General features: G+C 61.1%; 12 protein-coding genes and 2 pseudogenes. 7 read left to right on the top strand and 7 right to left on the bottom strand.

The window, feature by feature from the left end; genetic code table 11:
- Window positions 1-11: 11 nt before the first annotated feature.
- Window positions 12-799 (top strand): annotated as a pseudogene (locus tag DMO26_RS14380) (YdcF family protein).
- Between the two features lie 29 nt (window positions 800-828).
- Here the strand turns inward: DMO26_RS14380 and DMO26_RS14375 are convergent.
- Window positions 829-1,302: a hypothetical protein gene (locus DMO26_RS14375; RefSeq protein ID WP_117192845.1), complete on the bottom strand. Its 474-nt coding sequence runs from the start codon at window positions 1,300-1,302 to the stop codon at window positions 829-831.
- Between the two features lie 125 nt (window positions 1,303-1,427).
- Here DMO26_RS14375 and DMO26_RS14370 point away from each other — a divergent pair, with 125 nt between their 5' ends.
- Window positions 1,428-2,084, top strand: a complete 657-nt coding sequence (locus tag DMO26_RS14370; protein WP_117192844.1) for a trimeric intracellular cation channel family protein — start codon at window positions 1,428-1,430, stop codon at window positions 2,082-2,084.
- A gap of 6 nt (window positions 2,085-2,090) precedes the next feature.
- Here the strand turns inward: DMO26_RS14370 and irrA are convergent, their stop codons facing one another.
- Window positions 2,091-2,507: an iron response transcriptional regulator IrrA gene (irrA, locus tag DMO26_RS14365; protein ID WP_117192843.1), complete on the bottom strand. Its 417-nt coding sequence runs from the start codon at window positions 2,505-2,507 to the stop codon at window positions 2,091-2,093.
- 308 nt (window positions 2,508-2,815) lie between these two features.
- Here irrA and fabA point away from each other — a divergent pair, with 308 nt between their 5' ends.
- The 5 genes and pseudogenes from fabA to DMO26_RS14340 all read left to right on the top strand — a co-directional run bounded on the left by fabA (window position 2,816) and on the right by DMO26_RS14340 (window position 6,070).
- Window positions 2,816-3,331, top strand: a complete 516-nt coding sequence (fabA, locus tag DMO26_RS14360) for a 3-hydroxyacyl-[acyl-carrier-protein] dehydratase FabA (RefSeq protein WP_117192842.1) — start codon at window positions 2,816-2,818, stop codon at window positions 3,329-3,331.
- A 42-nt stretch (window positions 3,332-3,373) separates the two neighbouring features.
- On the top strand, window positions 3,374-4,597 hold the full coding sequence (fabB, locus tag DMO26_RS14355; protein ID WP_117193098.1) for a beta-ketoacyl-ACP synthase I: 1,224 nt from the start codon (window positions 3,374-3,376) through the stop codon (window positions 4,595-4,597).
- A 4-nt stretch (window positions 4,598-4,601) separates the two neighbouring features.
- Window positions 4,602-5,408, top strand: coding sequence for an enoyl-ACP reductase FabI (gene fabI, locus DMO26_RS14350; RefSeq protein ID WP_117192841.1), 807 nt, complete (start codon window positions 4,602-4,604; stop codon window positions 5,406-5,408).
- 74 nt (window positions 5,409-5,482) lie between these two features.
- Window positions 5,483-5,658: pseudogene (locus tag DMO26_RS14345) on the top strand (type II toxin-antitoxin system HicA family toxin).
- Window positions 5,659-5,674: 16 nt separating this feature from the next.
- A complete protein-coding gene (locus DMO26_RS14340) occupies window positions 5,675-6,070 on the top strand; it encodes a type II toxin-antitoxin system HicB family antitoxin (RefSeq protein ID WP_117192839.1) in 396 nt (131 codons plus the stop codon).
- A gap of 3 nt (window positions 6,071-6,073) precedes the next feature.
- On the opposite strand, the gene DMO26_RS14335 is transcribed toward DMO26_RS14340, so the two are convergent.
- The 5 genes from DMO26_RS14335 to truB all read right to left on the bottom strand — a co-directional run bounded on the left by DMO26_RS14335 (window position 6,074) and on the right by truB (window position 12,692).
- The gene (locus DMO26_RS14335; RefSeq protein WP_117192838.1) at window positions 6,074-7,081 is read right to left on the bottom strand and encodes a class I SAM-dependent methyltransferase; all 1,008 of its coding nucleotides are present in this window, start codon (window positions 7,079-7,081) and stop codon (window positions 6,074-6,076) included.
- 102 nt (window positions 7,082-7,183) lie between these two features.
- Window positions 7,184-9,319: a polyribonucleotide nucleotidyltransferase gene (pnp, locus tag DMO26_RS14330; RefSeq protein WP_117192837.1), complete on the bottom strand. Its 2,136-nt coding sequence runs from the start codon at window positions 9,317-9,319 to the stop codon at window positions 7,184-7,186.
- Window positions 9,320-9,772: 453 nt separating this feature from the next.
- On the bottom strand, window positions 9,773-10,042 hold the full coding sequence (gene rpsO / locus DMO26_RS14325) for a 30S ribosomal protein S15 (protein ID WP_117192836.1): 270 nt from the start codon (window positions 10,040-10,042) through the stop codon (window positions 9,773-9,775).
- A 209-nt stretch (window positions 10,043-10,251) separates the two neighbouring features.
- Window positions 10,252-11,616 (bottom strand): FAD-binding protein, encoded by a 1,365-nt coding sequence (locus tag DMO26_RS14320; protein ID WP_117192835.1) that lies wholly within the window; start codon window positions 11,614-11,616, stop codon window positions 10,252-10,254.
- Window positions 11,617-11,762: 146 nt separating this feature from the next.
- On the bottom strand, window positions 11,763-12,692 hold the full coding sequence (gene truB, locus DMO26_RS14315; protein ID WP_117192834.1) for a tRNA pseudouridine(55) synthase TruB: 930 nt from the start codon (window positions 12,690-12,692) through the stop codon (window positions 11,763-11,765).
- Between the last annotated feature and the right edge of the window lie 4 nt (window positions 12,693-12,696).

Here is a 12,696-nt window from a genome sequence, read left to right as displayed (position 1 = left end):
TGGAAAGATGCATGTTCCTGATTTCGAAGCTCTTCTGGGTTTTCGCCCAGCCGCTTTCCGCCGCCTTCCTGTTCTCGCTCCTCGCCGCATTTCTCGTTTTCGTCGGCTGGCGAAAGCTCGGCGGCTTTTCTGCGCTGCTGGCGGCTCTTATCCTCTTCGTGACGCTCTTCACCACGACGGGAACCGTTGCACTGCAGAAGTTGGAGGCGCGGCTCCCAAGGCCGGCATCAGACCCCGCCGAGATCTCCTGCATGATCGTGCTCGGCGGCGCATTCGACAATGAGATCAACACAGCGCGCGGCGGTATCGAGTTCAACCAGGCGGCGGACCGTTTTGTCGAGGCATTGCGGCTCGCCCGCAATCATCCGGAGGCGCGTATTCTGATCTCGGGCGGTGATGGCTCGATCAGCGGCGGTTATGAGGGCGAGGCGCAGCGGCCGAACGCTTCTTCTCGACTTTCGGCATTCCACCGGAAAGGCTGGTGAAGGAAAACACCTCGCGCACGACCTACGAGAACAGTGTGAACACAGCCGAACTCCTGAAGGCGAAGGGGCTCGAAAACTGCCTGCTGATCACTTCCGCCTTCCATATGCCGCGCTCGATCGGCCTGTTCCGCAGGGCGGGTATTGCCGTGACGCCCTGGCCGGTGGACTACCGGACGAGCGGCGTGGCCGGCCTCTCTTTCGATTTTACCCAGCCGGCGCTGAATGCCCAGATCACCACCACGGCGGCGCGAGAATGGATAAGCCTGACGGCCTACTACCTCGCCGGGCGCATCGATTCGCTCTTTCCGAAGTGAGCCTTCTCGTCTTCTCCCTCGGAATCGTTCTATTTTTTCGACAGGATATTGAAATCAAGGCCGCGCACCCTGACGCGCATTTCACAGGGCACGGCGTCGGTGCGACCGCAGTAGCGGGGATGCATCGTCAAATTGAAAACCATGTTGCCGAAATACTGCACGAAATCATAGCGATAGAGTTTCGCGGTGGCGACCATGACATAGCCGCCCTCCTTGACTTGGACATAGAAATTATAGGGGCAGCCTTCCGCGTTGCAGGCGGGGCCTCTTTTCCCATCACAAACCAGCCTGCTTTGATCCGAAACCAGATCGATGATCCCGTCGTTGTTGATGTCGAACCGCTTGATGAAGTCGGCATCGAACTGCGCGATCTTGCATTCCTCCCGGAAGTGATTCTTTTCATAAATCTCCGGATCGCTGACGATCTGCTGTTGGGCGAGCGCGAAGGCCGGCAGCAGCGCAAGAACAAGCGCTTGGGCAAGAACGATCAAAAGCTTTTTCACGAGCCGGTCTCCGCAAATTCATCTGTTCACGGCGCGCGCCCACGGATGACGCACGCGACAATCGGCGGTTATGTTAACCGCCCGCACTTGTGCGACGCTGGACGTCGCACGACCCAAGGATCTCTATGTCACCGCTGAACGTTCTCGACTATGCCGGTATTGCGCTCTTCGCCGCAACAGGCGCGCTTGCCGCCTCGCGGAAGGAACTCGATCTCGTCGGCTTCCTGTTCTTCGCGGCGGTGACCGGACTCGGCGGCGGCACGCTCAGGGACATCATTCTCGGCCGTACGCCGGTGTTCTGGGTGCTGGATCCGACCTATATCCTCATCTGCGTCATCACCGGTACCTTCGTCTTCTTCACGGCGCACAGGGTCGAATGGCGTTACCGACTGCTTATCTGGCTCGACGCGGTGGGACTTGCCGCCTATAGCGTGCTCGGCGCCGCCAAAGGGCTCGCCGCCACCGGATCGCCGACGATCGCCATCGTCACCGGCGCGCTGACCGCTGCGTTCGGCGGCATCCTGCGCGACCTGCTCGCCCACGAACCCTCGGTGCTTCTCAGGTCGGAGATCTACATTACCGCGGCGCTTTTCGGTGCCATCGCCTTTACCGGCGCGCATGCATTGGAGATGCCGACCTATGTTAGTTCAGGCCTCGGCATGACGGTCGCCTTTGCATTGCGCGGCGGTGCGATCCACTATGGCTGGACGCTGTCGCGCTACAGGCCAAGGCCCGGCCGGCCGCAGGATGAGGCGATCAAGGGACGAAAGGGGCAGGAATAGGGGACGTCAGGACTTCTTCTCGCGCAGGCGAATGACGACGTCCACGTGGGCAATTTCCATGCCTTCCGGCGCTTCCGGAAGATTGCCGATCTCCAGGTTGCTGACCGGGATGTCGAGCACCTCGTTGCGGCCTTCGACAAAGAAATGGTGATGGTCGGAGATATTGGTATCGAAATAGGTTCTCGAACCCTCGACGGCGAGCACCCGGATGAGGCCCGCTTCCGTGAACTGGTGCAGCGTGTTGTAGACGGTCGCCAGAGAGACGGGAACGCCAGCCGTTTCAGCCTCTTCGTGCAGTTCCTCGACGGTCAGATGACGGTCGCCTTTGGCGAACAGAAGGTCGGCAAGGGCCACACGTTGCCGCGTCGGACGCAGGCCACAATGACGCAGTCTCGCCTCGATGTTCGTGATGGCTTCTGCCATATTGCCCGTCAGCTCCCGTCGTTCATGCGCATGTCAGGTATCTTGACTTTCGGATATAACTTTTACAGCCAGCACTTTCAATAGTTTCCGGAGGATACCCGGCGCCGCTTCGGCAAAATCGCGTTATTTCGGCCTTTTACCTCTGGTTTGCGCCCATCGCTTCCTATATGCGGACCTGAACGGCAGGATGTTCCAGCGCCCCAGTGCCATCCCCAGGCGGAGCGTGCGATCATCGTAGTGCTTCAATTCCATCCGATCTTGCAATAAAGCTTCGGAAACAAAAGGTTCAACGGGGGGAACGGAAACTTATGGCCACCAGACAGTCCAGCTTCTCGTATGAGGAACTCCTAACCTGCGCACACGGCGAGCTTTTCGGGCCTGGCAACGCGCAGCTGCCGCTGCCGCCCATGCTGATGGTTCATCGAATCACGGACATCTCCGAGACGGGCGGTGCGTTCGACAAAGGATATCTTCGCGCCGAATACGACGTACGCCCCGACGACTGGTATTTCCCCTGCCATTTCGAAGGCAATCCGATCATGCCGGGCTGCCTCGGTCTCGACGGCATGTGGCAACTGACCGGCTTCTTCCTCGGCTGGCTCGGCGAGGAAGGCCGCGGCATGGCGCTTTCCACAGGGGAAGTGAAGTTCAAGGGCATGGTCCGCCCGCATACGAAGCTGATCGAGTATGGTATCGACTTCAAGCGTGTCATGCGTGGCCGTCTGGTGCTCGGCACGGCGGACGGCTGGCTGAAGGCGGATGGCGAAACCATTTATCAGGCGGCCGACCTGCGGGTCGGTCTGTCGAAAGACAAGACGGCCTGACCGGCACTCTTGTCCAATCTCAATCATCAGAAGGTCCGAGACATGAGACGGGTAGTTGTAACAGGTCTGGGTATCGTATCCTCGATCGGAAGCGATGCCGCGGAAGTCACCGAGTCCCTGCGTCAGGCGAAATCCGGCATTTCCTTTTCGCCCGATTTTGCCGAGCACGGCTTCAAATGCCAGGTCTGGGGCAAGCCGAACCTTGACCCGACCGATCTCGTCGACCGCCGCGCCATGCGCTTCCTGAGCCAGGGCGGCGCCTGGAACCATGTGGCGATGAAGCAGGCGATCGCCGATTCCGGTCTTGAAGACAAGGATATCGGCGAGAACGAGCGCACCGGCATCATCATGGGTTCGGGCGGCCCCTCCACCCGCACGCTGATCGAGGCGGCCGAGATCACCATCAAGAACAACAGCCCGAAGCGCATCGGCCCGTTCGCCGTGCCCAAGGCTATGTCGTCGACGGCATCCGCAACGCTCGCCACCTGGTTCAAGATCCACGGCGTCAACTATTCGATCTCGTCGGCCTGCTCCACCTCGGCGCATTGCATCGGCAATGCCGCGGAGATGATCCAGTGGGGCAAACAGGACGTGATGTTCGCCGGCGGCCACGAGGACCTCGACTGGACGATGTCGAACCTGTTCGACGCCATGGGCGCCATGTCGACCAAGTACAACAATAATCCCGACAAGGCCTCGCGCGCCTATGACGTCGATCGCGACGGCTTCGTCATCGCCGGCGGCGCCGGCGTGCTGGTTCTCGAGGAGCTGGAGCACGCCAAGGCTCGCGGCGCGAAGATCTATGCCGAGATCGTCGGTTATGGCGCAACGTCGGACGGTTACGACATGGTCGCCCCTTCAGGCGAAGGCGCGGTGCGCTGCATGCGCCAGGCGCTTGCGACCGTGAAGGGTGAGGTCGACTACATCAATACCCACGGCACCTCGACGCCCGTGGGAGACTCGAAGGAGATCGGCGCGATCCGCACCGTCTTCGGCGACAGGATGCCCCATATCCAGTCCACCAAGTCGCTGACGGGCCATTCGCTCGGCGGCGCGGGGGTGCAGGAATCGATCTACGGGCTTCTGATGATGCAGGAACGCTTCATCGGCGAAAGCGCCCATATCGAGACCCTCGATCCGGAATTCGAAGGCGTGCCGATCGTCCGCAAGCGGATCGACAACGCCAAGATCGATACGGTTCTTTCCAATTCCTTTGGGTTCGGCGGCACCAACGCCACGCTCGTCTTCCAGCGCTACAACGGATAACTCCATGACGGGAATCATGCAGGGGAAACGCGGCCTGATCATGGGGGTCGCAAACAATCATTCGATTGCCTGGGGAATTTCCAAGGCGGTCGCCGCACAGGGCGCGGAACTCGCCTTCACCTTCCAGGGCGAGGCCCTTGGCAAGCGCGTGAAGCCGCTCGCGGCCGAACTCAATTCGGATTTCGTCGTGCCTTGCGATGTTGAGGACATCGCTTCCGTGGATGCGACCTTCGAGGCCATCAAGGAACGCTGGGGCAAGCTCGACTTCGTCGTGCACGCCATCGGCTTTTCCGATAAGAATGAACTGAAGGGCCTCTACGCCGATACGACACGCGACAATTTCAGCCGCACGATGGTAATTTCCTGCTTTTCCTTTACGGAGATCGCCAAGCGAGCCGCCAACCTGATGACCGATGGCGGTGCGCTGCTGACGCTCACCTATGGCGGCTCGGTGCGCGTCATCCCGAACTACAACGTCATGGGTGTCGCCAAGGCGGCGCTGGAAAGCTCGGTGCGCTACCTGGCCGCCGACTACGGCCCGAAGGATATCCGTGTCAATGCGATTTCCGCAGGCCCGGTCCGGACGCTGGCAGGCGCCGGCATCTCGGACGCCCGTGCCATCTATTCGTGGAACCAGAAGAACGCGCCGCTGCGCCGCACCGCGACGATCGAGGACATCGGCGGCTCCGCGCTCTATTTGCTCTCGGACCTCTCCCGCGGCGTAACCGGCGAGATTCACTATGTGGATGCGGGGTACAACATCACCTCGCTGCCGAGCCTCGACCGGCTGAGGAACGCGGATTCGGAATAATATGCGCATTATAGTGCGCATATTATTTATCTGCGATCGGTGAGCTGTTATCCATGGGCAAGGAGATTAAGCCCGTGGAACGCAACAGCCATAGATCATCGCGCGATTGAAGCGCGAAGGCTTTGAACTCATATCCATCAAGGGCTCGCACCATAAGCTGCGGAAGGGTGCGCAGACGATCATCGTACCGCATCCCAAGAAGGATTTGCCGGTTGGCACCGCTTTGGCGATCGCCAAACAGGCAGGATGAATCCGAGGTGACGTCGATGAAGCATTTCATCGCTTTGGTACACAAGGACTCGGACAGCGCCTTCGGCATCAGCTTTCCGGACCTGCCGTCCGTCTTCTCGGCGGCGGACGCGGAAGACGATCTCACAGCAAACGCGATCGAAGCGCTTCGCCTTTGGGCGGAGGATGAGGCTCTGCCTCATCCTTCCTCCTATGACGATCTGATGGTCAGAGAAGATGTCCGTGCCGAACTTGCCGAGGGCGCCTTCCTTGTGCGCATTCCCTTTATCGAAGACGATACCCGGATCGTCCGGGCCAATGTAACGTTCGAAAAAGGCATGTTGGATGCCCTCGATGCAGCCGCGAAAGAGCGTGGGCTTAGGCGCTCCGCATTTCTCGCCAGTGCGGCCCGAAAAGATATAGAAGCAGCCTGAGCGCTATTTCTTCGCCCATAGAACCTTGAATCGGGCGTTGCGGCAAGTTTCACCATGCTCGCGAAAACCTTCGGCCAGCGCCGGCTCGTAAGGCAGGCCGCGGTTGGCGACGAGCATCAGGCGGCCGCCGTTCTTGATGGCGGAGGCTGCGGCGCGGATCATGGCGCGGCCCAGTTCCGGATCGGCAGCCTGCGCCTCGTGGAAAGGCGGGTTCATGATCACCAGATCGTATTTTTCCTTCACCGGCTCGGCACTCAAATCCTGCCAATAGAATCGGGCGTTGAGGTCGGGGCAGTTGCGGGCCAGGTTCTTCTTGGCGAATTCCAGCGCCTGATGGTCTGCCTCATAAAGATCGATGCGGTTCACGCGCGGCGACTTCTCGGTCAGCATGATCGAGAGATATCCCCAAGCAGCGCCGAAATCGGCGGCATTGCCGTCGAAATCCGTCGGCAGGCGGCTGGCAAGCAGTTCCGAACCCCCATCGACGCGATCGTGGGAAAACATTCCGGGTGCAGCTTCAAAGCGGCCTTCGACCATGACCGGGGATTTCTTAAAGGCTGCGATCGCGTCATCAACGTTCTTCGGACGGGCGAACCATAGGGCGACGCCGTGGTATTTCGGGGTGTAGTCGAGCTGAAGGCCAAGCTTCAGGAGTGCCGTACGCAGCGGCTGGATGCCGTCTTCCTTGCCGCCGGCGATGACGATGAGGCCGCCTGCGCGGACCCGTTCCAGAGCGTCTGCAATGCGATTTTCGTTTTCACCGCGGTGCTTGCCGCAGAGAACCAGCGCAACGTCATAGTCTTGCCCCTCGACTTCCGGGAACGCACCTTCGCGCAGGGTGCGGAACAGCGGGCGGAAAGGCTGAATTGAAATGATCTCGGCCTCAAACCCATCCGGCAGCACGTTGCCGCCCTCTGCGCCGAGGAAAAGCACGCGGTCGCCCGCGGTCGGCATGGACACGGCTTCCGTGGCGAAGGGATGGAAAAGGGTTTTCAGCGCATCGCGGCTCATTTTTGTCCCCTGGACGGATCTCGGAGGGTTGCGGGCTCGAATACAGAAAAGGCGCGGAAGAAGAGCTTCCGCGCCTCGTTTCTTTTGAAGGAGGAAGGAAGCTTATTCGGCGGCTTCGCCTTCTGCCTTCTTTATTTCCTGACCGGTAGCCTGGTCGACGACCTTCATCGACAGGCGAACCTTGCCGCGCTCGTCGAAGCCCATCAGCTTGACCCAGACCTTGTCGCCTTCCTTGACGACGTCCTGGGTCTTGGCAACGCGCTCGGAGGCGAGCTGCGAGATGTGAACGAGGCCGTCGCGGGCGCCGAAGAAGTTCACGAAGGCGCCGAAATCGGCGGTCTTGACGACCGTGCCTTCGTAGATCTGGCCGACTTCCGGCTCGGCGACGATCGAGTGGATCCACTTGCGGGCCGCTTCGATCTCCTTGGCGGAGGACGAGGCGATCTTGACCGTGCCGTCGTCCTCGATGTTGATCTTGGCGCCGGTCTTTTCGACGATTTCGCGGATGACCTTGCCGCCCGAACCGATGACTTCGCGGATCTTGTCGACCGGGATGTTCATCACTTCGATACGCGGCGCGAATTCGCCGAGCTGGCCGCGGCTTTCGGTGATGGCCTTGGCCATCTCGCCGAGGATGTGCTTGCGGCCACCCTGGGCCTGGTTGAGCGCGACCTTCATGATCTCTTCGGTGATACCGGCGATCTTGATGTCCATCTGCAGCGAGGTGATGCCGTTTTCCGTGCCGGCAACCTTGAAGTCCATGTCGCCAAGGTGGTCTTCGTCACCGAGGATGTCGGAGAGAACCGCAAAACGGTCGCCTTCGAGGATCAGACCCATGGCGATGCCGGCAACCGGCTTTGCCAGCGGAACGCCGGCATCCATCAGAGCAAGCGAGGTGCCGCAGACGGTCGCCATGGAGGACGAGCCGTTGGACTCGGTGATCTCGGAAACGACGCGCAGCGTGTACGGGAACTGCTCGGCGGTCGGCAGCATCGGATGGATGGCGCGCCATGCGAGCTTGCCATGGCCGATTTCGCGGCGGCCCGGAGAACCCATGCGGCCGGTTTCACCGACGGAATAGGGCGGGAAGTTGTAGTGGAGCATGAACTGCTCCTTGTACATGCCCGTGAGGCTATCGACATACTGCTCGTCTTCGCCGGTGCCGAGCGTGGCGACGACGATCGCCTGGGTCTCGCCGCGGGTGAAGAGCGCCGAACCGTGGGTGCGCGGCAGGAGGCCGACTTCGGCGACGATCGGACGGACCGTTTCGAGATCGCGGCCGTCGATGCGGCTCTTGGTGTCGAGAATGTTCCAGCGGACGATCTTGGCCTGCAGGTGCTTGAAGATCGCACCGACTTCCTCGGCCGTGTACTTCAGCTCGACGGCGCCTTCCGGCAGGAAGTGCGCCTTGACCTTGGCCTTGACGGCGTCGACTGCGGCGTAGCGGTCGGCCTTCTGGGTGATCTTGTAGGCTTCGCGCAGTTCGGCTTCGAAATGCTGCAGCATTTCGGCTTCAAGTTCGGAATAATCTTCCGGCTGGAAGTCGCGCGGCTCCTTGGCGGCCACTTCGGCGAGCTTGATGATCGCGTCGATGACCGGCTGAAAGCCACGATGGCCGAACATGACGGCGCCGAGCATGACTTCTTCGTTGAGTTCCTTGGCTTCCGATTCAACCATCAGGACGGCATCCGCCGTGCCGGCAACGACGAGGTCGAGGCTCGACTCGTCCATCTCGTCGAGATGCGGGTTCAGGACGTATTCGCCGTTGATGTAACCGACGCGGGCGCCACCGACCGGGCCCATGAACGGGATGCCGGACAGTGTCAGCGCAGCCGAGGTAGCGACCATGGACAGGACGTCCGGATCGTTTTCGAGGTCATGCTGGACGACGGTGACGACGACCTGCGTGTCGTTCTTGTAACCTTCCGGGAAGAGCGGGCGGATCGGGCGGTCGATCAGGCGGGAAACGAGGGTTTCGTTTTCGCTCGGACGGCCTTCGCGCTTGAAATAGCCGCCGGGGATCTTGCCGGCGGCATAGGTCTTTTCCTGGTAGTTGACGGTGAGCGGGAAGAAGTCCTGGCCCGGCTTCGGCGCCTTGGCGGAAACGACGGTGGCGAGAACCACGGTTTCGCCGTAGGTGGCGAGGACGGCGCCGTCAGCCTGGCGGGCAATCTTTCCCGTTTCCAGCTTCAGCGGGCGGCCGGCCCATTCGATTTCGACGGAATGAGTATTGAACATGTCTTGTCCTTCAATACGGAAAACCACGCATCGCCGGTTTCGGCGCAGCGTGAGAGACCGCGATCTGTGACTCAATCATGGGCAAGACAACGGGAGGCTTCTCGAACAAGGTTCTGCTTGGAGAACCTGGCCAAAGCACCTTGGGGTTCCCGCGGGCTCTGGCCTAAAGCATCCGGCAATCCTGCCCCATGACAGGTCGGTGGTTGTTGACGGCTCCGGCCCATCCGGCTCCGTCCAGAGCCGTTCAGCATTTCTTCGAAATGCAAAACTGCTCCATCTCTTTGTCTACCGCAATTCCGAATGCAAAACCGCTCGGCGCTTTTGCTGGAATTGCCATGCACTCCTGCCGCGCCAATCCGGTGCGCCTGAAGCATTGTCATCCGGCACCCCGGGAAAAATCGAGGCCCGAAAAGGCATCCGGCGGCTCTGTTTCCAGACCCGCCGGAAGATTTCTTAGCGGCGGATACCCAGGCCGGTGATCAGCTTGGTGTAACGGCCTTCGTCCTTCTTCTTGAGGTAGTCAAGAAGCGAGCGGCGGCTGGAGACCAGCGTCAGAAGACCACGACGGGAATGGTTGTCCTTCTTGTGGTCCTTGAAATGTTCGGTCAGGTTGTTGATGCGCTCCGTGAGGATCGCGACCTGGACTTCCGGGGAACCGGTGTCGCCTTCGAAGGTGGCATATTCCTTGATCAGCGCGGTCTTGCGCTCGGCAGTGATCGACATCGGACGATCCTTTCTGTTGAAGAGGAGTAAGGGACGCCAAAAGCCGGGATGTCGTCCAGCCTTGGCCGTTAAAAGCAAAAGCAACGCCTAGCGCGGTCCTTCATGCTGGCGCTGCCTATAAACTATTCATATCCGGATTGGAAGAGCCGATATCGACGGCCGCAACGGCATCGCAGACGGCCGTCTTTCGCAAAGCATATCGGCCGAGGTCAAAAAAGCTCGTAGCCCGGCGCAAGCATGCTCAGCGGATCATAACGTCGCTTGGCATCGGAGAAGAAAGACCATCTCGGCCCGAAATGGTCTCTCCAGTCGTCCCGAGACATGGGAAAGGCGCTGACGGGATAGAGAATGCCGCCTGCGCTGCGGATATGCTCGTAGAGCAAGCGGTTCCTGGCGATCAAGTCCGCCGTTTGAGCAGCCTCGTCGGAGGCCGGAATCCGGACCAGATTGAACGGGAAAACAATGCTCTCGTCCGGCAGCCGAAGCAACGGGGTGCGCATCGCCGCGGTGAACACGGGATAATAGGTGATCCGGCCGAAGGGGCCGACATCCGCATCGGTCAATCCATCCAGGATATCGCCGGCGATCCGCTCCGCGCTGGAGCCGGGAAGGAACGTCAGCAGCCATGGGTGCGGATTGAACCATTGACCATTGGACCGGAGCAGCGTTTCAAGACGTGCGAATGCCCTGACATCCTCGATATAGGCCAGATCCGAAACCTCCGCGGCGCGGCGCTGATCCGACAGGCCGGCAACAAGCGATCTTTCGTCCGGAACCGCGGCGCCATCGTAGAAAGCCACACCTTCAAGCTGATAGCGCCATACGCCGGTTCCGCCCGGAAGAATCGCACCCTGCAGGTAGTCGAAACGGCCATCCGCAAGCACGGTCCGCAGATCCACCGTCAAGGAATGCAGATCGGCATAGAAAAGATGGAACCGGCGGACCCGCTCAGGCGCACGCGCCAGGCGCAGCGTGGCTTGCGTCATGATTCCGCATTGGCCCAACCCGGCACGGACGGCATCGAAAAGATCGGAGTTCTCGTTTTCCGAACATGTCAGCTCCCGGCCATCGCCCGTCACGACATCCAGGGAGAGGAGGTTGTCCGTCTGCAGGCCGTACCGGAACGTCGTCCCGCCGATTCCGCCGATCGCAAGCGTGCCGCCGACCGAAAGCTCGAGATAATTGGTCAGCACCGCCGGCGTGAGGCCCCTCACCAGCGCGGCGTCGAGAACCACGTTCCATGTCGCGCCGGCATCGACGACCATCCGGTCCGGCAGAACCTGCCGAACCACATTCAGCGCGCGCATGTCGATGACGATGCCATCTTCCGCCATCGCGCGGCCATAGGTCGAGTGGCCCTGCCCCCGCGCCGCAACCTTCAAGCCTCGGCCTGCTGCCCACCGCATCAGGTCGGCAACGTCACGGGCGGATGCGGGCCTGAACACGGCCTGGGGGCGGCGCCGGACGATATGGCCGAAATCATCCATCACCTCGGCAAGATCATGCGGGCTGCGGCTCAGCAACGTGGAGACTGCAGGATCACGATCCGGCAATGCCCGTTTGTCGGTAGCCATGAGACCTCCCGGTCTTGAGGCCGGCAAAAGCAGGAGCACAGCCACCGCATCGGGCCGGTGGCTGCGTGAGACAATCGGCTTTAAACGGCAAATGGGCCGATTGGATGGCTTTCAATCGCCTGCGGCGTGGTCGGAGCGCGTTCGGCTTAGCCGAAGACCCGCTTGGGGCGGAATTCGCCCTGGCCGATCTCGCCGATGGCGATCAGCTTTCCGCGCGCCGTCGCATAGGCCTCGGCTTCCATCAGCGGCGCGTCGCGACCGCGCAGGATCACCGGGTTGCCCATCTTGAGGCGATGCGCCTGATCGTCGGAGACCGGCAGGTGCGGCAGGTTGGACAGCGCCTCGGCGGTATCGATCAGGAATTCGTCGAGCGCCGCCAGCCGCTCGTCGCGGTCCTCGATCGTCTCGAGCGCCACGAGATCGGCGAGCGGCACCATCTTGTCTTCCGCAAACGGCGCCACGAACGTGCGGCGCAGTTCCGAGACATGGCCGTAGCAGCCGAGATCGCGGCCGAAATCCCGCGCCAGCGCCCGCACATAGGTGCCTTTGCCGCATTCCACCTCGAAATGCGCCTTGTCGGCGGTTACGCCGAGCAAGGTCAGTCGGAAGATCTCCACCTCGCGGGAGGGGATTTCGACCGTCTCGCCGTCACGGGCGAGATCATAGGCGCGCTCGCCGGCGATCTTGATCGCGGAAAACTGCGGCGGGACCTGCGTGATCGTGCCGGTGTAGTTCGGCAGGAGGGCGCGGATCGCCTCTTCGGTCGGGCGCCTGTCGGACCTGACGGTCACCTCGCCTTCGAGATCGTCGGTCGAGCGTTCCTCACCCCAGGTGACCGCGAACTCATAGATCTTGCGGCCGTCCATGACATAAGGAACGGTCTTCGTCGCGTCTCCCAATGCGATCGGCAGCATGCCGGAGGCAAGCGGATCGAGCGTGCCGGCATGGCCGGCCTTCTGGGCGTTGAACAGCCACTTGATCTTTGAGACGGCCTCGGTCGAGCCGAAATCCACCGGCTTGTCGAGGATCAGCCAGCCGGAAACCGGGCGGCCCTTGGGTTTCTTTGGTTTGGACATAGGC

This window comes from Rhizobium terrae (genome assembly GCF_003425685.1).
Lineage (GTDB): Bacteria > Pseudomonadota > Alphaproteobacteria > Rhizobiales > Rhizobiaceae > Neorhizobium > Neorhizobium terrae.
Note: the sequence above shows the minus strand (reverse complement) of the source record. Positions and strands in the feature narration are given on the sequence as shown.